The following is a 20,595-nucleotide window of genomic DNA, read 5'->3' as shown; positions in this document are numbered from 1 at the left end:
GTCCTGCAATGATCAAGCAAGTTGTTTCTGCGTGTCTCGCTATTGCCGCCAGCTCCATTGCCGCGGAAGCGCGGCCTCATCGGAGTCTTCAGGCGCCAGAGTGTAACGTCACCATGCCGTGCGATTTCGCGTATGCGCAGACGCGCCGCGAGCGGGCTCCCAGGCCGTCATTGCAGGCCTATCGCTCAACGCAAATGACGGTGACCGATGCCGGCGCCACGGCCACCACGATCAGCGTTGCCGGCGAGCGCGTCGTCGGAGGCCGACCCGCCGGCTGCCCGTCGTCGTTCTGTGGCTGCGGCGCAGCGATCCGTGTGTTCGGCCATGTCGTGCCGGAATTGAATCTTGCATCCAACTGGCTGCGCTTTCCGCGCGCGGCGCCGGCGCCGGGGATGGTCGCGGCGCGCCGCGGGCATGTCTTTGTTCTCGAGCAGTCTCTCGGCGGCGATATGTGGATGGCGTATGACGCCAACTCGGGCGGTCACGCCACACGTATGCACGCGCGTTCGCTGCGGGGCTATACCGTCGTCAACCCGCGCGGCTGAGGAAACGGCGAGGGTGCTCGACCCCCATCACACCCGCAACACCTTGCCGGGATTCATGATGTTCTGCGGGTCGAGCGCGCGCTTGATGGTGCGCATGATGTCGAGCTCGGTCTTCGAGCGGTAGTCGCTGAGCTGGTCGAGCTTTTCGATGCCGATGCCGTGCTCGGCCGAGATCGAGCCGCCCATGGAGGTGATGAGGTCGTTCACGGCGCGCGTAATCGCGGCGGTGTATTGGTTCAGCGTCGGCTGATCCATGCCATCAGGGCCCATGAAGGAGAAATGCAGGTTGCCGTCGCCGATATGCCCGAGCGGATAGGGACGAATGCTCGGGAGAATGTCGAGCACGGCCTTGAGCCCCTTGTCGATGAACTCCGGAATTCTGGAAATTGCCACCGAGATGTCGTAGCTGATCCCCGGTCCCTCGGCGCGGGAGGCCTCGGCCATGGCTTCCCGGATGCGCCACATGTTGCGGGATTGACTGACGGTCTGCGCGATCACCGCGTCGAGCACGCGACCGGCCTCGAGTTGGTCGGCGAGAAACTGCTCCAGCTTCTCCGACATGCCATCGGCCCCGTCCTGTCGCGGGCGCGAGGACGACCATTCCAGCAGCAGGTACCACGGCGTATCCGCCTTGAGCGGATCCTGGACGCCGGGAATGTGGCGCATCACGAGATCGACCGCCGCGCGGCTCAAGAGCTCGCAGGACCCGACATTGTCCTCGGAGGCCGCATGCGCCTCGGACAGGATCTCCAGCGCCGCGCGCGGATCGCGAACGGCCAGCCACGCGGTGGAGATGTCCTTCGGCGCCGGCCACAGCTTGAGCACGGCCTTGGTGATGATGCCGAGCGTCCCTTCGGCGCCCATGAAAAGGTGCTTGAGGTCGTAGCCGGTGTTGTCCTTCTTCAGCGCCCGCAACCCGTTCCAGACATCGCCATTGGGCAGCACGACCTCGAGCCCGAGCACGAGATTGCGGGCATTGCCATAGCGCAGCACCTGCACACCGCCGGCATTGGTCGAGAGGTTGCCACCGATCATGCAGGAGCCCTGGGCACCGAGGCTGAGCGGCAGGAACCTGTCGTGTCTGGCCGCGGTCTCCTGAAGCGTTTCCAGCACGCAGCCGGCCTCGACCGTCATGGCATAGCCGACGGGATCGACGTCCAGCACGCGGTTCATCCGGCCCAGCGACAGCACGATTCCGGTGTGCGCAGGCCAGGGCGTCGCCCCGCCCATCAGCCCGGTGTTGCCGCCCTGGGGCACGATCGCGATGCCATGCTCGTGGCACAGCCGGACGACTTGCGAGACCTCCTCGGTGCTGCCAGGGCGCACGACGGCCCCGGCGCCGCCAACCAGCAGGCCACGCCAGTCCCGTACGAAGGGCTGCATGCCATGCTCGTCCTCAATAAGCCCCTTTTCGCCCACGATCGCGCGCAACCCGTCGCGGATCTGGGCTGTCAAGGGCACGGTCGGAATGGTGGGGACGGGCGACGGGAAGGCAGTCGGCATGTTGTTTCCTCAGGCGCATCTTGGTGTGCACTGTGCGCGCGAAGCGCTTGAGGTCGTATTGTCCACGTTTGGGCCGCCGAGTCTAACGGCAATATGTCCCGAGCGAGACCGTGGGAGGCAACGCCCGGCGGCCGCTCTGGAGGGCGCCCCAGCGCGAACGGTAGGCCGTCTCGATGCAGCCCGTGCTATTTTTGCTGAATACGGCTGAGATAATCGATCACAGCGAGGATGCGCTTTCGCACGACGACCTCAGGCTTTTGATCCGGACCGGCCTTTTCCCAATACGACGGATCGACATAGTGAGGCAGATTGACGATGGGATTGAATCGCTCTCCCCAGACTGGCATTTCGCGCGTGCCATGAGCGGGGACGGTTTTCGTTCCATCGATGGCTTGATAAAGAGCGTCCGTGGGAAACACGCCGTTGTTGTTCTTGGCCAGCATCGTCAAATCGGCAGGCGGTACGCGCAGCTGGGCGCTGACCGGACCCTTGCCCCTCGCATCCACACCATGACAACTCGCGCAGGACGACTGAAACTCTCCCTTGCCGATGTCGACGTCTTCGGCCTGGGCCGCGGCGGTGAAACCAGCGGCAAGACCGGCAATAATCAAACACTTAAGACTATGTTTTTCCATGTCGCGCTCCGACGCCGGCTTGCAAGGCTTCAATTCCTAGCTGCTATGTTCCCCGATCGCTTGATGCACATCAAGACCCGCTTGCGGCACCGGCCTGCGAATGTTCCGGGCTCATGCGGATTCGTGCAGGCGCGGCTTTGGGCCAAGGTTCTGGGAAAGGGAGCATCGCGCCGTCCGCGCACGGCTTGCCGGAGCGGATGATTGATCTGGATCAATCGGAATTGCCGGTAGCTGCCCTTGTTTGCTGGATACACGCGCTGGCGGCGTCAAAATCGAGGCCGGCAACGAGCGATTGTCAGACTGCTCCGGAGCCAGTTGTGCGCGCCGGAAGGAGAACCGGATGCATCCTCGGGGCCGTACCGCTGTTTCTATGCACGTCGCCGCTGCCGTGCTGACGGTGCTGGTCTCCGCCTCCTGCTCGATGCGCCCTCTGCAGGGCGTTCTGGTGCCGAGCAGCGAGGCCGTTGAAGCGGCCTCCCAGGTCCCAATCCTGATCGGAACGACGCGCGCGCGATCCAGCAGTGACCCCGGCGAGATGTTCAGCCGCGAGCCGTCCAGCGAAATGGCTTTTGCGCAAGTCACAGTGTCGATTCCACCGGATGGATCGCGCAAGGCCGGTGAAATCCAGTGGCCATTGTCGCCTCCCGGGGACCCGCGCAAGGAGTTCGTCACGGCATCGGCGGGCTATCTGGATCGCACCGAATTCGGCGCTGCCGTATCCAGCGCGGCAAAGGCCAGACATCTGACCAAGACGTTGGTGTTCGTGCACGGCTTCAACAACCGTTTTGACGATGCGGTGTATCGCTACGCGCAATTCGTCCATGACGGCCGGCTTCCCGTCATTCCGATCCTGTTTTCTTGGCCATCGCAGGGGGCCGGCAACCTCGGGTCATACGACCACGATCGCAAGGTCGCGGGCCGATCGGGCTCGGCATTGACCGAGCTGCTGGACACCGTCAACGCCAATCCCGCCGTCAAGGAGATCACGTTCGTCTGCCATTCCATGGGCTGCCTGGTCACGCTCGATGCGTTGCGGAGCAGGGCCTCGCACGGCGGATCGGTGCCGAAGCTGAAGAATGTCGCGCTGGTCGCGCCCGACATCGGCTTCGACGAGTTCATCAGCGCGGTCGGAGCTTTGGGGCCGCGGCGCCCCCGCATCGGCCTGTTTCTGTCGCAGGATGATACGGCTCTCAAACTATCGAAGTCGCTCGCCGGAGGGACAACGCGCCTCGGCGATATCAATCCGCAGGATGAGCCGTACAAAAGCGCGCTGGCGCAGCAGAAAATCCTGGTGTTCGACCTCACGCATCTTGGCGGAGACGATTCCCACTCCAGAGCCTTCGGCGAGGTAGGTTCCGTCATGGGGATGATCAAGCAGAGGCTCGCGCAGGGCCAGCAGCTCGGTGAGGATCCGTCGCGAACAGCCTCTCACTAGCGCGGCTTTGGCATCGTAAAGCCGAGCACGTCCTTGACGCCAATGATGAGGTGGTCGAGATCGCAGCCCGCAATGGTGGGATCGCTCCTCCCGATCGGTTCGGGATCATCTCGCGGATCGGTGACGCCGCGGTGCGCGGCGCCACCACCACGATCAGGTGCTAACTAGGCCATCGCGGGTTTTGCTTGCGGCTTCGGCTGCCGCGACAGTGTCAGCACGATCAGCGAGGCAAATACGCAGAGCGTACCGGCGACGAAGAAGGCCGGCAGATAGCTTTGCAGCAGCGTCCGCGACAGGCCCGCGCCGAAGGCGGCCGTGCCGGCGCCGAGCTGATGGCCGGCGAAGATCCAGCCAAACACCAGATTGGCGCGCTCGGGTCCGAACTTCTGCGCCGTTAGCCGCACCGTCGGCGGCACGGTGGCGATCCAGTCGAGGCCGTAGAACATCGCGAAGATGGACAGGCCATAGAACGAGAAATCGCTGAAGGGCAGGAAGATCAGCGAGAGCCCGCGCAGGCCGTAGTACCAGAACAGCAGGAAGCGGTTGTCATACCGGTCCGACAGCCAGCCCGACATGATGGTGCCAAAGAAGTCGAAAATGCCCATCGCCGCCAAAAGGCTCGCCGCCTGCACCTGCGGGATACCGAAGTCGAGGCACATCGGAATCAAATGCACCTGGACGAGGCCATTGGTCGAGGCGCCGCAGACGAAGAAGGTCGCAAACAGGATCCAGAACGCGCTCGACTTCGAGGCATCGCGCAGCGTGCCGAGCGCCACTGATGTGATCGAGCCGTGATTCACGGGCGGCGCGGGCAGGGGCTCGGTGCCTTCGTCGCCGAACGGGCGCAGGCCGAGATCGCTTGGGCGATCGCGCATGATCAGCAAGACCGCGGTCGCGGAGACGCCGAGCATGATACAGACGAAGCCGAGCGCAAGCCGCCAGCCGAAGCGCTCGGTCAGGCTTGCGAGCAGCGGCAGGAACACGAGCTGGCCGGTGGCGACGCTCGCTGTCATGATGCCGATGACGAGGCCGCGGCGCGCTGCGAACCAGCGCGTTGCGATGGTCGCGCCCAGCACCAGCGCGGTCATGCCGGTGCCGATGCCGATCACCACGCCCCACAGCGCCACGAGCTGCCAGACCTGCGTCATGCCGAGCGAGAGCACCAGCGCCGAGACGACGATGAGCTGCGCGGTCAGCGTGACGTTGCGCAGGCCATAACGGTTGAGGAGGGCGGCGGCGAATGGCGCCATCAGCCCGAACAGGATGAAACGGATCGAGAGCGCCGAGGAGATCTCCGCCGTGCTCCAGCCGAACTCCTTCTGGAGCGGAACGATGAACACGCCGGGCGCGCCGACCGTGCCCGCGCTGATCAGGGCGGCGAAGAAGGTCACCCCGACCATCACCCAGCCGTAATGGATGTTGCGACGGCCTAGCGTGGCCGAAAGCCAGTTCGAGATCATTGCCCTCAATCCAGGTTGGCGGGCTCCGGAACACCCGCGTCATTGTTGCAGTCTGGCACGAGATCGGGAAGTCTGAAATGACAGACTTCCCTCAATTTCGGACGTTACGACGGTTAGTGTGCGAGACGCTCGACCGCGATCGCCGTGGCCTCGCCGCCGCCGATGCAGAGCGCCGCGACGCCGCGCTTGAGGTTGTTGGCCTCGAGCGCATGCAGCAGGGTCACGATCAGCCGGGCGCCGGTGGCGCCGATGGGATGACCGAGCGCGCAGGCGCCGCCGTTGATGTTGAGTTTTTCGCGCGGGATGCCGAGATCGCGCTGTGCTGCCATCGCGACCACCGCAAACGCTTCATTGATCTCAAAGAGATCGACATCGCCTGCGCTCCAGCCAACCTTGTCGAGCAGTTTCTTGATCGCCGGAATCGGCGCAGTGGTGAACCATTGCGGCTCCTGGCTGTGCGTAGCGTGGCCCTTGATCTCGGCGATGGCAGGCAGGCCGTTGCGATCGGCGAGCGAACGTTTCGTCAGCACCAGCGCAGCGGCGCCGTCGGCATTGGCGGAGGAGGCCGCCGGCGTGATGGTGCCATTGGCGCGGAAGGCTGGCTTCAGTCCGGGAATCTTGGCGGGATCAACCTTCAGTGGATGCTCGTCATTGGCGATGACGCGCGGGCCTGCCTTCTCGGTCAGCGTGATTGGCGCGATCTCCGCCTTGAACGCGCCTCCCTCGACGGCCTTGCGGGCACGGCTCAGCGTCTCCATCGCATAGGCGTCCTGGTCCTTGCGGGTGAACTGATAGGCTTCGGCGGTGGCTTCGCCGAAATCGCCCATCGAGCGGCCGGTCTCATAGGCGTCTTCGAGGCCGTCCATCATCATGTGGTCGATGATGCGATCATGGCCGGCGCGATAGCCGCCGCGCGCCTTCGCGAGCAGATAGGGCGCATTGCTCATGCTCTCCATGCCGCCCGAGACGACGATCTCGGCCGAGCCGGCGCGGATGATGTCGTGCGCCAGCATGGTCGCCTTCATGCCGGAGCCGCAGACCTTGTTGACGGTGGTGGCACCGGTCGCGTCGGGCAGCCCCGCTGCGCGCGCGGCCTGGCGCGCTGGCGCCTGGCCCTGGCCGGCCGGCAGCACGCAGCCCATGAACACCTCGTCGACCTTCTCGGGCGCGAGCTTGGCGCGTTCCAGCGTTGCATTGATCACATGCGATCCGAGCTTGTGGGCGGCAAGCGGCGACAGCTCGCCCATGAAGCGGCCGAGCGGGGTGCGGGCGGCGGAGACGATGACGACGGGATCGGCGGCTTCGGCCATGACAAACTCCCTGTGATGATCCGTTGGATTATGATCATCATATGATGCGGCGCAAAAAATGCAACCGCGCCTGGCATGAGAAAATGTCGTAGTTCGGATGAATTGATCGTCCGATTGGCGCTGGAGCGCCTACCGCTTCCTGTTCACGAACGCGCCCATCAGTCGCGTCGGCTCGTCCGTCAGGAACGACTCGCCGAACACCTTGACGCTGAGGTTCACCGACTCGGTGAGCGGCAATTCCTCCCATTGCCGCAGCAGTGCCTTCTGCGACCGCAGCGCCTCGGGGCCGCATTCGAGCAGCGCCTTCACGAGGTGCTCGATCTCGGCATCCAGCCCGTCCGCCGGCGCGATCTTGTCGATCAGGCCCCAGGACAGCGCCGTCGACGCATCGATGTTCTCCGCGGTCATCACCAGCCAGCGCGCGCGGGCCCAGCCGATCAGGCGGGGCAGCAGTGCAGCGTGGATCACCGAGGGGATGCCGACGCGTACCTCCGGCATGCCGAAATGCGCATCATGCGCGGCGATCCGGAAATCGCAGGCGGCTGCGACCTCGAGCCCGCCGCCGAGGCACCAGCCGGGCATGCGCGCGATCATGGGGGCAGGGAATTGCCGCACGGCCTCGCAGAGATCGCGCAGGCGGCTGATGAAGGCCTCGGCCGACTTTTGGTCGAGCTTGGCCATCTCCTTGATATCGGCGCCGCCGATCATGCTCTTCTCGCTTTGGCCGCGCAGCACCACGACGCGGATGCTGCGGTCGGTGGCGAGCTCTTGCAGCCCTTCCCGGACCGCGTCGGTCACACGCGAGCCCAGAATGTTCAGCGAGCCGGCGTTGCAGATCGCGACATGAACAACGCCGCGCGCATCGCGCGTTACGCCGCAGTGGTTATTGAGCATTTCCATCTGATGTCTCTAAGCTTTGTGGACGGACGCGACTGCGCCCGGTCGCGATTACTTCCCGGCCTAAATGCATCACTTGTCAAGCAGGAGTGGATGGAGTTGCCAGCGCGAAGTTCGCAGCATAGTATGATAGTAATCATATTATGAGGTTGCCATGACCGAACTTGCTCAAATCGATCTGTTTTCGCCCGCGCAACGTCGCGAGCGCGTCGTGGACTGGCAGGTCCCGGCGCCAGTCGCGAAAGTGGCCATGGGTCTGTCGGGTATGGACGCCATGCTGGGCATCCGCGACGGCAGGCTGCCGCCGCCGCCCTTCGCAAAATTGATCGGCTTCATCGTGGGCGTAGTCGAGCCGGGCCGGATTGTGATGGAACTGGAGCCGCGCGAGGATCTCGAAAATACCATCGGCCTTCTGCATGGGGCGACCGCGGCCGCTCTGCTCGACACCGCCATGGGCTGTGCGATTTCGACTCGGCTTGAGGCCGGACAGTCGTCGGTGACGCTCGATCTGAAGATGACCTTCCTGCGTCCGCTCTCGGTCCGTTCGGGGCTGATCTCGGCCGAAGGCAGGGTGATCAAGCTCGGGCGCCAGACCAGCTACACCGAGGGCTTCGTCCGCGACGGTAACGGGGCGCTCGCAGTCCATGCAACTGCAACCTTTTCCATGGTCGGCAACATCTTTTCCGGGAATTAATGCGCCACTCGGCTGATATACGTGTTATGAGATGACCTCCGACATCCAATGAGAGCCGCATGCGCTATTCCAGGGAACACAAGCAGGAAACCCACGACCGCATCGTGAGGAAGGCGTCCGTGCGGCTTCGGGAAAAGGGTGCCCACGGCATCGGCGTCGCCGACCTGATGAAGGAGGCGGGCCTCACCCATGGCGGTTTCTACGCCCATTTCGATTCGCGCGAGGCGCTGGTGATCGAGGCCTTTGCCTACGCCATGGACCGCTCGATGGAGCACTGGCGCAAGCAATCCGATCAGCTTGCGCCCGATAAGCAACTGGCCCAGATCGTGGAGACCTATCTCTCTGCACTGCACCGCGACAATCCCGGCCATGGCTGCTCGATCCCCGCGCTCGGCGCCGAGATCGCCCGCGAGAGCCCGAAGACGCGAAAGGCATTTGCCGGCAAGCTCGATGAGATGGTCGAGATGATGACCGATTTCATCCCGAACGTTCCACGCAAGGCCGCGCGCAAGCAGGCGATCGCCACGCTGGCCACCATGGCTGGCACCATGCTGCTGGCGCGCATTGCCGGCTCCAGCGAACTGTCCGATGAGGTGCTGAAGGCCGGTAAGGAGAGTGCCCTCGAGGGCGCGAAGCGTGAGCCGAAGGTAACTGCTGCGAAGAGGGCGAAGCAGAACTAGGCGAGATGCTGTACGGTGGGCAAAGGCGCGCAAGCGCCGTGCCCACGATCTTTCTCGTTCGCAAAAAATGCGTGGCACGCTTGCGCCTTCGCTCTGCGAGCTAGGGCGGACAAGTCGCTTTGCCCACCCTGCGATTTCTCACCGTCCCGCAAACAGCGCCCGCTCGCGCTCCACGATCTCGCCGATGTAATCCGCGACCGCCCGGATCCGCGCGAGATCCTTGCTGTCGGCGTGCATCAGCATCCAGAACGTCCTGGTGATCGAGATCTCCTCGGGCAGCACCGCCACGAGCTGCGGATAATCGCTCGCCATGAAATGCGGCAGCACCGCGATGCCGAAGCCTGAGAGCGTGGCGTTGAGCTGCGCGATCAGATTGGCGCTGCGGAAGCGTGCCGAGATGCGCGGCGACACCTGCGGCAGATAGTCGAGCTCAGGCGTGAACAGCAGTTCCTCGATATAGCCGACGAAACGGTGCTGCGGCAGGTCCTGCCGCGAGGCGATTTTTGGGAAGCGGTCGAGATAGGCGGGGGCGGCATAAAGCCCGAGGCGGTAGTCGAGCAGCTTGCGGCCGACGATGCGGCCTTCCTTCGGCATGGTCAGGCTGATCGCGATGTCAGCCTCGCGCTTGGAGAGACTAAACAGCCTTGCGGTCGCCACAAGTTGCAGATCGAGATCGGGATAGCGGTCGGCGAACGGGGCGAGCCGCGGCGCCAGGAAGGCGGTGCCGAAGCCGTCGGGCGCGCCGATCCGCACCGTTCCGGTCAGCCGTGCCACCGAGCCGCCCACCTGCTCCTGGTTGGCGACAATGGTCGATTCCATTGCTTCGGCGCTGTCGGCGACGCGCTGGCCGGATTCGGTGAGGAGATAGCCGGTCTTGCGCCGGTCAAACAGCTTGGCCGAAAGGTGCTTCTCCAGCCGGTCCACACGCCGGATCACGGTGGCATGGTCGACCCCGAGCTGCTTTGCCGCAGCCGACACCGAGCCGCCCCGCACGATGGCCAGCACGAAGCGGAAGTCGTCCCAGTCGATGCTACCTTGATCCAGCATTTTCGCACATCTATGGTGCATTATCTCAGACTTGAATCCTATAAAATGCAGGTCGATAGGATTTGTCAAAGCGAACAGGCTGGCCTCAAGGAGATCATTCCATGCGTTCAATCGGACATTTCATCGGCGGCAAGGAAGTCAAGGGCACCTCAGGCCGCACCGCCGACGTCTTCGAGCCGATGACCGGTGACGTCCAGGCCAAGGTCGCGCTGGCATCCAAGGCCGAGGTTCGCGCCGCCGTCGAGAACGCCCGCGCCGCCCAGCCCGAATGGGCCGCGACCAACCCGCAGCGCCGCGCCCGCGTGATGATGAAGTTCGTCGAGCTGGTGCAGCGCGATTACGACAAGCTCGCCGAGCTGCTCGCGCGCGAGCACGGCAAGACCGTGCCCGACGCCAAGGGCGACATCCAGCGCGGCCTCGAAGTCGCCGAGTTCGCCTGCGGCATCCCGCATCTGATGAAGGGCGAGTACACCGAGGGCGCCGGCCCCGGCATCGACATCTATTCGATGCGCCAGCCGCTCGGCGTCGTCGCCGGCATCACGCCGTTCAATTTCCCGGCGATGATCCCGATGTGGAAGTTCGCGCCCGCGATCGCCTGCGGCAACGCCTTTATCCTCAAGCCGTCCGAGCGCGATCCCGGCGTGCCGATGCTGCTCGCCGAGCTGATGATCGAAGCGGGCCTGCCGGCCGGCATCCTCAACGTTGTCAACGGCGACAAGGAAGCGGTCGACGCCATCCTCGACGATCCCGACATCAAGGCCGTCGGTTTCGTCGGCTCCACGCCGATCGCGCAGTACATCTATGAGCGCGCGGCCCAGACCGGCAAGCGTTGCCAGTGTTTTGGCGGTGCCAAGAACCACGCCATCATCATGCCCGACGCCGACATGGACCAGGCCGTCGACGCGCTGATCGGCGCGGGCTACGGCTCGGCCGGCGAGCGCTGCATGGCCGTCTCGGTTGCCGTTCCCGTCGGCAAGTCCACCGCCGATCGCCTGATGGACAAGCTGATCCCGCGCGTCGAATCGCTCAAGATCGGCACCTCGATCGATCCGTCCGCTGACTACGGTCCGCTGGTGACGCGCGAGGCGGTCGAGAAGGTCAAGAGCTACATCGACATCGGCATCAAGGAAGGCGCAACGCTGGCCGTCGACGGCCGCGGCTTCAAGATGCAGGGCTACGAGAAGGGCTTCTATCTCGGCGGCTCGCTGTTCGATAACGTCACTAAGGACATGCGGATCTACAAGGAAGAGATCTTCGGGCCCGTGCTCTCGGTCGTGCGCGCGCACGACTACAAGGAAGCGCTGGCGCTGCCGTCCGAGCATGACTACGGCAACGGTGTTGCCATCTTCACCCGCGACGGCGATGCCGCGCGCGACTTCGCGGCCAAGGTCAACGTCGGCATGGTCGGCATCAACGTGCCAATCCCGGTGCCGATCGCCTATTACACTTTCGGCGGCTGGAAGAAGTCGGGCTTCGGCGATCTCAACCAGCACGGCCCGGACTCGGTCCGCTTCTACACCAAGACCAAGACGGTGACCTCGCGTTGGCCGTCCGGCGTCAAGGAAGGCGCGGAATTCTCGATCCCGCTGATGAAGTAATCCTCCCAGGAGCGAGGCCGGGATGCAGTTCGCTCTGAACGAGGATCAGGTCGCGGTTCGCGACATGGCGTTGGCGTTTGCGGCTTCGAGGATCGCGCCGCACGCGCTGCGCTGGGACGAGGAGAAGCACTTTCCCGTCGACGTGATGCGCGAGGCGGCCGCCCTCGGCATGGGCGGCATCTATATCCGCGACGATGTCGGCGGCTCCGCGATGTCGCGGTTCGACGCGGCGCTGATCTTCGAGGCGCTGGCGACGGGTTGTCCGACCACCTCGGCCTTCATCTCCATCCACAACATGGCGAGCTGGATGATCGATGCCTTCGGCAGCGACACCCAGCGCCATCAATGGCTGCCAAAACTCTGCTCGATGGAGCTGATCGCGAGCTACTGCCTGACCGAGCCGGGCGCCGGCTCCGACGCAGCGGCGCTGCGGACGCGTGCGGTGCGCGACGGCGATCATTACGTGCTCAACGGCCAGAAGCAATTCATCTCCGGAGCCGGCGGTACTGATCTGCTGGTCGCCATGGTGCGCACCGGCGGCGATGGCCCCGGCGGCATCTCGACGCTTGTCATCGACGGCAAGACGCCTGGCGTTTCCTTCGGTGCCAACGAGCGCAAGATGGGCTGGAACGCGCAGCCGACCCGCGCCGTGATGTTCGAGAACGCCCGCGTCCCGGTCGCGAACCGGCTGAGCGAGGAGGGCGTCGGTTTCAAGATCGCGATGGCAGGCCTCGACGGCGGCCGCCTCAACATTACGGCGTGCTCGCTCGGCGGCGCGCAGACCGCACTCGACAAGGCGCGTGCCTACATGAAGGAGCGCAAGGCGTTTGGAAAGCGTCTGGACGAATTCCAGGCGTTGCAGTTCAAGCTCGCCGATATGGCGATCGAACTCGAGGCCGCACGCACCTTCCTGTGGCGTGCCGCGGCTGCATTGGATCGCAAGGATCCCGACGCCACCATGCTCTGCGCGATGGCCAAGCGTTTCGGGACCGATGTTGGCTTTGAGGTCGCCAACCAAGCGCTTCAGCTGCACGGCGGCTACGGTTACCTCAGCGAATACGGCATCGAGAAGATCGTGCGCGATCTACGCGTGCACCAGATCCTCGAGGGCACCAATGAAATCATGCGGCTCATCGTGGCGCGCAAGTTGATCGAGGGCGCGCGATGAGTTCGGTGGAAGAGGGCGATCTCGTCGCCCGTGTCGAGGGCGCGGCCGGTATTATCAGGCTGAACCGTCCCAAGGCGATCAATGCCGTCACGCTGGAGATGTTTCGCGACATCGAGAAGGCGCTCGACCGCTTCGAAGCCGATCCCGCTGTTGCCGTGATCCTGCTGGAAGGCGCCGGCGAGCGCGGCCTGTGCGCCGGCGGCGACATCCGGGCGCTCTGGGAGAGCTCGAAAGTCAACGGTGATCTCGGCAAGATCCTATGGCGCGAGGAATACATTCTCAACGCCCGGATCAAGAAGTTCCCTAAGCCCTATGTCGCCTTCATGGACGGCATCGTCATGGGCGGCGGCGTTGGCTTGTCCGCGCATGCGAGGCATAGGGTCGTTACGGATCGGACCAAACTTGCGATGCCTGAGGTCGGGCTCGGTTTCTTCCCCGATGTCGGCGGCACCTATTTGTTGTCGCGCTCGCCCGGCGAGATCGGCACGTTCTTCGGCCTGACCGGTCAGACCATGAATGGACCGGATGCTATCCATGCGAAGTTCGCCGATTGGGTGGTCCCGGCAGTGAAATTGCCGGAGTTGCGTGAGGCCCTGACCGAGGTTCGCCCGGGCTCGACTGCCGCCGACGTCAGCAAGCTGATCAGGGATTTTGCGACTGGCGAGACCGCCGGCCCGGTGGCGGCGAAGGAGCCCGCGATCGATGCGCTGTTCGGCTTCGACCGTATGGAAGACATTTTTGCGGCGCTCAAACGCGACGGCTCCGACTTTGCGCTGGCGACGCTGAAGACACTCAACGAAAAATCGCCGCGTGGCATGGTGGTGACGCTGAAGCTGCTGCGTCTGGCGCGCACTGCGTCAAGTCTGGAAGAATGCCTGGTGCGCGAATATCGCGCCGCGAACGAGGTCTTTCGCAGCGACGATTTTCGCGAGGGCGTCCGCGCCGCCGTCATCGACAAGGATCGCAATCCGAGCTGGTCGCCACCGCGGATTGAGGATGTGACGCCGAAGATGCTTGCACCCTATTTCGCCGAGATCGGCGCCGACGAGCTCAAGTTCAACTAATCAACGAAACGAGCGGAGGAAACGACAATGGCCACGATCGCATTCATCGGTCTCGGCAACATGGGCGGCCCGATGGCGGCTAACCTCGTCAAGGCCGGGCACAAGGTGGTGGCATTCGACCTCGTCGAGGCCTCGCGCAGCCAGGCCAAAGCCGACGGCGCCAGCATCGCTGACAGTGCGTCAGGCGCGGTGAAAGGCGCCGATGTCGTCGTCACCATGCTGCCCGCCGGCAAGCACGTGCTCGGCGTTTGGAACGATGTCGTGCCCGCCATGACCAAAGGCGCGCTGATCATCGACAGCTCCACAATCGACGTCGAGAGCGCGAGGGCCGCGCACGCGCTCGCCGCCAAGAACGGCGTGCTCTCGGTCGACGCGCCGGTTTCCGGCGGCACCGGCGGCGCCAAGGGCGCGACGCTCACCTTCATGTGCGGTGGCGAGGAGGGCGCGTTCGCGGCGGCAAAGCCTGTACTGGAAAAGATGGGCAAGAAGATCGTCCATTGCGGCGGCGCCGGCGCGGGCCAGGCCGCAAAAATCTGCAACAACATGATCCTCGGCATCTCCATGATCGCGGTGAGCGAAGCCTTTGCGTTGGCTGAGAAGCTCGGCCTCTCGCATCAGGCGTTGTTCGACGTCGCCTCGACTTCGTCGGGCCAGTGCTGGTCGCTGACCACCTATTGCCCGGTTCCGGGCCCGGTGCCGACGTCGCCCGCAAACAACGATTACAAGCCGGGTTTCGCCTCGGCGCTGATGGTGAAGGATCTGACCTTGGCGCAGGACGCCGCGAAAGCGACGGGCGCCGCGACGCCGCTCGGCAAGCATGCGCAGGAGATCTATCAGTCTTTCGACGCAGCCGGCCAGGGCGGGGTGGATTTTTCCGGAATTATCAAGCACGTTAGGGGGCTAGCCGGGAAAGCTTAATGACGACATTTCAGGACGCGCGCGCGTTTCTTCTCGCACACCGCACGGATTACGAGACAGCGGTCAGGGATTTCCGCTGGCCCGATCCTGCCCCCTTCAACTGGGCGCTCGACTGGTTCGACACCGAGCTGGCGGCGAACGCGGAGAGCAGGGATCGGCCCGCGCTCTGGATTGTCGATGCCGCGCAGGACAAGCAGACGAAGCTGTCCTTCGCGACGCTCTCGAAGCGCTCCAACCAGGTTGCCAACTTTCTTCGCGCGCATGGCCTCAAGCGCGGCGATCATCTGCTGCTGCTGCTCGGCAATGTGGTTCCGCTGTGGGAGACGATGCTGGCCGCGATCAAGCTCGGCGTCGTCGTCATCCCCGCGACCACGCTGCTGACCGCCGACGAGCTGCGCGATCGCCTCGAGCGCGGCAAGGCGAAGGCGGTGGTGGCCGCGCAGGACCAGGTCGCGAAATTCGCGAGTCTTGGCGTGAACGATGTGGTGCGTATCGTCGTGGGCGAGGCGTCCGATGGCTGGCTTGCCTATGACGAGGCGGCGAACGCTTCAGAGAGTTTTGCGGCTGACGGTCCGACCAATGCCGACGACCCGATGCTGCTGTATTTCACCTCGGGCACGACGGCAAAGCCAAAGCTCGTCAGGCACAGTCAGCGAAGCTATCCTGTCGGGCATCTGTCGACCATGTACTGGATCGGGCTGAAGCCCGGCGACGTCCATCTCAACATCTCCTCTCCCGGCTGGGCCAAGCACGCCTGGAGCTGCTTCTTCGCACCGTGGAATGCAGGCGCCACCGTGTTCGTGGTCAACCAGCCGCGCTTCGACGCGAAAGGCCTGCTTGCCACCATCGGCCGCTGCGGCGTCACCACGCTGTGCGCGCCGCCCACCGTGTGGCGATTGTTCATCCAGGAGAACCTGGCCTCGTTCAAGGTAGCCCTTCGCGAAGTCTGCGGCGCCGGCGAGCCGCTCAACCCCGAAGTGATAGACCAGGTGCAGGCCGCCTGGGGCCTGACCATCCGAGACGGCTACGGCCAGACCGAAACCACGGCACTTGCCGGCAACTCGCCGGGCCAGAAGATCAAGGTCGGTTCGATGGGCCGGCCGTTGCCGGGCTATCGCGTGCAGGTTAGCGATGCCGACGGCCATCCGGCCGGGGAGGGCGAGGTGGCGCTGCTGCTGGGCGCTGATCGTCCGGCCGGCCTGATGCAGGGCTATCAGGGCGACGACGGCAAGCTCTCGGGCGCCGAAGGCGAGCTCTATCGCAGTGGTGACGTGGTCTTCGCAGACGAGGACGGCTATCTCACCTTCGTCGGCCGCTCCGACGACGTGTTCAAATCCTCAGACTATCGCATCAGCCCGTTCGAGCTGGAGAGCGTGCTGCTCGAGCACGAGCTTGTCGCCGAAGCCGCGGTGGTACCGAGCCCCGACCCCATCAGGCTCGCGATCCCCAAGGCCTTCGTGCTGCTGGCCGCAGGCGCCGAACGGACGCCCGAAACCGCGCTCTCCATCTTCAGACACCTGCACACGCGGCTTGCGCCGTTCAAGCGCATCCGCCGGCTCGAAATCGTCAGCGAGCTGCCGAAGACGATCTCTGGCAAAATCCGCCGCGTGCAGCTACGACGGCTCGAACGCGACAATGATCGCGACGATCCGCTGCGCGGCCGGGAATTCCGTGAGGAGGATTTTCCCGAACTGCCGAAAACGAGAAGTGAGACCTAAGTGAACGAAATCTGGAAGAAGCCGCCGATCACGCTCGAGGCCTATCAGGCCATGGTCGGCAAGGAGATCGGCGTGTCGTCCTGGCACCTCATCGACCAGCCCCGCATCGACACCTATGCCGACGTGACCGCAGACCACCAGTTCATCCACGTCGACCCCGAGAGGGCGAAGCAGGAGACCGCGTTCGGCACCACCATCGCGCACGGTTTTCTGACGATGTCGATGTTGTCAGTGATGTCCTATGAGGTGATGCCGGCGATCGCCGGCACCACGATGGGCGTCAATTACGGCTTCGACAAGCTGCGCTTCATCTCGCCGGTGCGCTCGGGCAAGCGCGTTCGCGGCCGTTTCGTCCTGGCGGAAGCCAAGCTGCGTAAGCCGAACGAATTGCAGTCCCGTACCAATGTGACGGTCGAGATCGAGGGCGAGGACAAGCCGGCGCTGGTCGCGGATTGGCTCGGCCTGATTTATTTCGCGTAAGGCAGGCCGTGTTGGCCGGGCTTGACCCGGCCATGCATCGCTGCTCAAAAGCCTCTCAATTTTGATGGGTGGCCGGCGCAAGCCCGGCCGTGACACCTAACATCCAGGAAGCACACTCATGGCAATCAGGTTCGACGGACGCGTCGCCATCGTCACCGGCGCGGGCAATGGTCTCGGCAAGGCGCATGCGCTGGGCCTTGCGAGCCGCGGTGCGAAGGTCGTCGTCAACGATTTCGGTGGCGCCCGCGATGGCACCGGGGCTTCGCTCTCGCCGGCCGAAGCCGTGGTCGAGGAGATCCGGAAAGCCGGCGGCACCGCAATGGCCGACGGCGCGGACGTCTCGAATTTCGAGCAGGTCACCGCCATGGTCGAGCGCGCCACCAGGGAGTGGGGCTGCGTCGACATCATGTGTGCCAATGCCGGCATCCTGCGTGACAAGTCGTTCGGCAAGATGGAAGCAACCGATTTTCAGAAAGTGCTGGACGTGCATCTCGTCGGCACTTTTTACTGCTGCAAGGCGGTGTGGGCCGGCATGCGCGACCGCAACTATGGTCGCATCGTGCTGACGACATCGTCCTCGGGCCTCTATGGCAATTTCGGCCAGGCCAATTACGGCGCGGCCAAGTCAGGCATGGTCGGTTTGATGAATGTGCTCGCGGAAGAGGGCCGCAAGAACAACATCCGCGTCAACATCATCTCGCCGACGGCGGCGACCCGTATGACCGAAGAGCTGCTGCCGCCTCAGGCGCTTCAATTGATGAAGCCGAATGCGATCACGCCGGCCGTCGAGTACATGCTGAGCGAGGACGCGCCGACCCGCACCATCATGGGTGCCGGTGCGGGCTCCTTCGCCGTGATCAAGATCATCGAGAGCGAAGGCATCAACCTGCCGGAATCCGACTGGACCCCGGACGCGATCGCCGCGCATTTCGCCGAGATCAGCGACATGTCGAAGGCCAAGGCGCTCGCCGGTGCGTTCGAGCAGACGCAAAAGTATGTCGCGCAGGCCGCGGCGCGGGCGGGGATCAAGCTCTGAGCGACGTCGCCGTCATCGGTGCCGGTCCCGCCGGGCTGATGGCGGCGGAAGTGCTGGCGCAAGGCGGCGCCAGCGTCACCGTCTACGATGCCATGCCGTCGGCAGGCCGCAAGTTTTTGATGGCCGGCCGGGGTGGACTCAACCTCACCCACAGTGAGCCGTTGGCGGATTTCCTCCCTCGCTACCGGGAGGCGATGCCTCACTTGCGCGACGCGATCGAGGCGTTTCCTCCCGACGCGCTGCGTGACTGGAGCGCAGGCCTCGGGCAACAGACCTTTATCGGCAGCAGCGGGCGTGTGTTTCCAAAGACGTTCAAGGCCTCGCCCCTGCTGCGTGCCTGGCTGCGCCGGCTCGATGCGGCGGGTGTGCAATTCGCCTTCCGCCACCGCTGGGCCGGATGGGACGAGCAGGGTCGGCTTCAATTCCAGACGCCCGATGGCACGCGCGCCGTCGCCGGCAGTGCAACAGTGCTCGCGCTTGGCGGTGCGAGCTGGCCGCGGCTCGGCGCGGATGGCGCATGGGGCGATTTGCTCGCAGCAAAGGGCATCACCCTCTCAAAACTGCGGCCGGCGAATTCCGGCTTCACTGTCGCCTGGTCCGATGTGTTTCGCGATCGGTTTGAAGGCCAGCCGCTCAAGGGCGTGGCACTGACGATCGGCGCGCACACGGTGCGTGGCGAGGCGATGATTACGCGTGCCGGCATCGAGGGCGGCGCGATCTACGCGCTGTCGGCAGAGCTGCGCGATGCGGTGCTGGGGATCGGGCAGGCGACGTTCACAATCGCATTACGGCCCGATCTCGACACGGCCGCACTGACCACGCGCCTGTCGGGCACGCGTGGCAAGCAATCACTGGCGAATTTCCTGCGCAAGGCGGCACAGGTGTCGCCGGTCGGCATCGGCCTGATGCAGGAGGCGGCCATCGCCTCCGGCCGGTCACTGGCTGCGTTCTCGCCGGCAGAGCTTGCGCATCTGATCAATGCCATTCCGATCCAGCTGACCGGCGTTGCCTCGATCGATCGCGCCATTTCCACCGCAGGCGGGATTGCCTTCGACGAACTCGACGACCACTTCATGTTGCGCAAGCTGCCCGGCGTGTTTGCCGCCGGCGAGATGCTGGACTGGGAAGCCCCGACCGGCGGCTATCTGCTGCAGGCCTCGTTCGCGACGGGGGCAGCAGCGGGCAGGGGCGTGCTGGAGTGGCTCGCCCAATTGCAGAAATCGTAAGGTGGGCAAAAGCGCACAGCGCCATGCCCACCATCTTTCGTAGTTGGGACACAAAGTCGTGGGCCCGCTTCGCTTGGGCCCACCCTACGGCAGCGGCGATCTACCGCAGTTTCCCTCGCGCCGCCACCGGCAGCGTACCGATGATCTCGTCGCCGCGGACCATCAACACCTCGTCCATCATGTTGACGACGACACAAACGTGGTTCGGGACGATGCGGACGACGTCGCCGACATTGGGCCGCGTGTTGCTGCGGGAGAGATCGAGGAAGCCGTGCTCCTCGGCGAACTTCGCGATCTTGGCTTCGGGGTGCTCCAGGATCAGGCCGTGGCCATCGAGGCCGCCGGTGTCCGTCGTCAAGGTCTTCGAGCCGGCATCGAGAATGCCGCGCTCGGGGGCGGCGCGGCTCACCACCGTCGAATAGATATGCAGCGCGCAATCGTCCCAGGTGGCGGAGCCGGCCGCGACCTGCATGCGGTCGTTGTAGATATAGGTGCCGAAGCGATGCTCGGTGCCGCCTTTGAGCTTGCCGATGTTGACGAGGTTTGGCGTGCCGCCGGTCGAGACGATTTTTGCGTCCAGCCCGTGCGCGTGCACGCCGGCGAGCGCCTCGTCGTAGAATTTCTGCGCATCCGCCCAGCCGGTCTCGGTCGGGTACAGCATGAAGCCGGCGAACGCGAGCCCCTTGGACGCCGCGATCTCGCGCGCCAGCGCAATCGCTTCCGCCGGCGTCTCGACGCCCGCGCGCTTGCGTCCGGTGTCGCATTCGACCACGACCGAGAGCGGGCGGCCCGAGGCCTCGGCGGCCTTCGGCAAGCCCGCGACGACCGTCGAATTATCGGCGGCGACCGTCATCCTGGTCTTGGCATTGAGCGCGCCGAGCCGCGCCATCTTCTCTTCGCCCAGGAGGTTGTAGCTGATCAGGATGTCGTCGATGCCGGCATTGGCCATGATCTCGGCCTCGCCGATCTTCTGGCAGGTGATGCCCTTGGCGCCGGCCGCGACCTGCATCTTGGCAATGGTCGGGTTCTTGTGCGTCTTGATGTGCGGGCGATTGGCAACGCCGGCGTCATCGCAGGCCTTCTGGATCCGCGCGATGTTGCGCTCGACCTTGTCCATGTCGATGACAGCACAAGGCGTGCCGTATTCGCGGGCGATCTTGGCGGCGAGGGGTGTGGTCATG

Annotated in this window: 18 protein-coding genes and 1 pseudogene; 12 read left to right on the top strand and 7 right to left on the bottom strand. The window is 64.5% G+C overall.

From position 1 onward, the window contains the following. The first annotated feature begins 8 nt into the window (after positions 1-8). Positions 9-545 (top strand): hypothetical protein, encoded by a 537-nt coding sequence (locus L6637_RS05370; protein WP_237858551.1) that lies wholly within the window; start codon positions 9-11, stop codon positions 543-545. A gap of 27 nt (positions 546-572) precedes the next feature. Here L6637_RS05370 and L6637_RS05365 read toward each other — a convergent pair whose 3' ends face one another. After that, positions 573-2,048 carry an FAD-binding oxidoreductase gene (locus L6637_RS05365; RefSeq protein WP_237858550.1) on the bottom strand — a complete coding sequence of 492 codons (1,476 nt, stop codon included), beginning with the start codon at positions 2,046-2,048 and terminating at the stop codon, positions 573-575. 185 nt (positions 2,049-2,233) lie between these two features. Further along, the gene (locus tag L6637_RS05360; RefSeq protein WP_237858549.1) at positions 2,234-2,683 is read right to left on the bottom strand and encodes a c-type cytochrome; all 450 of its coding nucleotides are present in this window, start codon (positions 2,681-2,683) and stop codon (positions 2,234-2,236) included. Between the two features lie 340 nt (positions 2,684-3,023). On the opposite strand from L6637_RS05360, the gene L6637_RS05355 reads away from it, so the two are divergent. Beyond that, positions 3,024-4,118 (top strand): alpha/beta hydrolase, encoded by a 1,095-nt coding sequence (locus L6637_RS05355; protein WP_237869502.1) that lies wholly within the window; start codon positions 3,024-3,026, stop codon positions 4,116-4,118. 164 nt (positions 4,119-4,282) lie between these two features. Here L6637_RS05355 and L6637_RS05350 read toward each other — a convergent pair whose 3' ends face one another. The 3 genes from L6637_RS05350 to L6637_RS05340 all read right to left on the bottom strand — a co-directional run bounded on the left by L6637_RS05350 (position 4,283) and on the right by L6637_RS05340 (position 7,788). Further along, entirely contained in the window at positions 4,283-5,578 is a 1,296-nt protein-coding gene (locus L6637_RS05350) for an MFS transporter (RefSeq protein ID WP_237869500.1), read from the bottom strand. A gap of 113 nt (positions 5,579-5,691) precedes the next feature. Further along, complete coding sequence (locus L6637_RS05345; RefSeq protein ID WP_237869498.1) at positions 5,692-6,888, bottom strand: acetyl-CoA C-acyltransferase; 1,197 nt, start codon at positions 6,886-6,888, stop codon at positions 5,692-5,694. 129 nt (positions 6,889-7,017) lie between these two features. Further along, a complete protein-coding gene (locus tag L6637_RS05340) occupies positions 7,018-7,788 on the bottom strand; it encodes an enoyl-CoA hydratase (RefSeq protein ID WP_237869496.1) in 771 nt (256 codons plus the stop codon). A 151-nt stretch (positions 7,789-7,939) separates the two neighbouring features. Between L6637_RS05340 and L6637_RS05335 the strand changes: the two genes are divergently transcribed. Continuing rightward, the gene (locus tag L6637_RS05335; RefSeq protein WP_237869494.1) at positions 7,940-8,479 is read left to right on the top strand and encodes a PaaI family thioesterase; all 540 of its coding nucleotides are present in this window, start codon (positions 7,940-7,942) and stop codon (positions 8,477-8,479) included. Positions 8,480-8,538: 59 nt separating this feature from the next. Beyond that, entirely contained in the window at positions 8,539-9,159 is a 621-nt protein-coding gene (locus L6637_RS05330) for a TetR/AcrR family transcriptional regulator (protein WP_237869492.1), read from the top strand. A gap of 138 nt (positions 9,160-9,297) precedes the next feature. Here the strand turns inward: L6637_RS05330 and L6637_RS05325 are convergent, their stop codons facing one another. Next, positions 9,298-10,206 (bottom strand): LysR family transcriptional regulator, encoded by a 909-nt coding sequence (locus tag L6637_RS05325; protein ID WP_237869490.1) that lies wholly within the window; start codon positions 10,204-10,206, stop codon positions 9,298-9,300. 101 nt (positions 10,207-10,307) lie between these two features. Here L6637_RS05325 and L6637_RS05320 point away from each other — a divergent pair, with 101 nt between their 5' ends. From L6637_RS05320 to L6637_RS05285, 8 genes and pseudogenes are all read left to right on the top strand, one after another. Next, the gene (locus tag L6637_RS05320) at positions 10,308-11,804 is read left to right on the top strand and encodes a CoA-acylating methylmalonate-semialdehyde dehydrogenase (RefSeq protein ID WP_237869489.1); all 1,497 of its coding nucleotides are present in this window, start codon (positions 10,308-10,310) and stop codon (positions 11,802-11,804) included. A gap of 22 nt (positions 11,805-11,826) precedes the next feature. Then, positions 11,827-12,972 carry an isobutyryl-CoA dehydrogenase gene (locus L6637_RS05315; RefSeq protein WP_237869487.1) on the top strand — a complete coding sequence of 382 codons (1,146 nt, stop codon included), beginning with the start codon at positions 11,827-11,829 and terminating at the stop codon, positions 12,970-12,972. Then, positions 12,969-14,036, top strand: a complete 1,068-nt coding sequence (locus tag L6637_RS05310; protein ID WP_237869485.1) for an enoyl-CoA hydratase/isomerase family protein — start codon at positions 12,969-12,971, stop codon at positions 14,034-14,036. The genes L6637_RS05315 and L6637_RS05310 overlap by 4 nt, the downstream gene beginning before the upstream one ends. 24 nt (positions 14,037-14,060) lie before the next feature. Further along, a pseudogene (mmsB, locus tag L6637_RS05305) lies at positions 14,061-14,954 on the top strand (3-hydroxyisobutyrate dehydrogenase); the annotation flags it as partial. Next, on the top strand, positions 14,954-16,672 hold the full coding sequence (locus L6637_RS05300) for an AMP-binding protein (protein WP_237869483.1): 1,719 nt from the start codon (positions 14,954-14,956) through the stop codon (positions 16,670-16,672). The pseudogene mmsB and the gene L6637_RS05300, both read left to right, overlap by 1 nt. Further along, positions 16,673-17,152 carry a MaoC family dehydratase gene (locus L6637_RS05295; protein ID WP_237869482.1) on the top strand — a complete coding sequence of 160 codons (480 nt, stop codon included), beginning with the start codon at positions 16,673-16,675 and terminating at the stop codon, positions 17,150-17,152. A 118-nt stretch (positions 17,153-17,270) separates the two neighbouring features. Beyond that, the gene (locus L6637_RS05290; RefSeq protein WP_237869481.1) at positions 17,271-18,188 is read left to right on the top strand and encodes an SDR family NAD(P)-dependent oxidoreductase; all 918 of its coding nucleotides are present in this window, start codon (positions 17,271-17,273) and stop codon (positions 18,186-18,188) included. Continuing rightward, positions 18,185-19,414 (top strand): BaiN/RdsA family NAD(P)/FAD-dependent oxidoreductase, encoded by a 1,230-nt coding sequence (locus tag L6637_RS05285; protein ID WP_276575730.1) that lies wholly within the window; start codon positions 18,185-18,187, stop codon positions 19,412-19,414. The genes L6637_RS05290 and L6637_RS05285 overlap by 4 nt, the downstream gene beginning before the upstream one ends. Positions 19,415-19,514: 100 nt before the next feature. On the opposite strand, the gene L6637_RS05280 is transcribed toward L6637_RS05285, so the two are convergent. Continuing rightward, positions 19,515-20,594 (bottom strand): D-TA family PLP-dependent enzyme, encoded by a 1,080-nt coding sequence (locus L6637_RS05280; RefSeq protein WP_237869478.1) that lies wholly within the window; start codon positions 20,592-20,594, stop codon positions 19,515-19,517. Position 20,595 lies beyond the last annotated feature (1 nt).

Source organism: Bradyrhizobium zhengyangense (assembly GCF_022012435.1).
In the GTDB taxonomy this organism is placed as follows: domain Bacteria; phylum Pseudomonadota; class Alphaproteobacteria; order Rhizobiales; family Xanthobacteraceae; genus Bradyrhizobium; species Bradyrhizobium zhengyangense.
The sequence above is the reverse complement of the archived record's forward strand: the minus strand, read 5'-3'. Positions and strand labels throughout refer to the sequence as shown.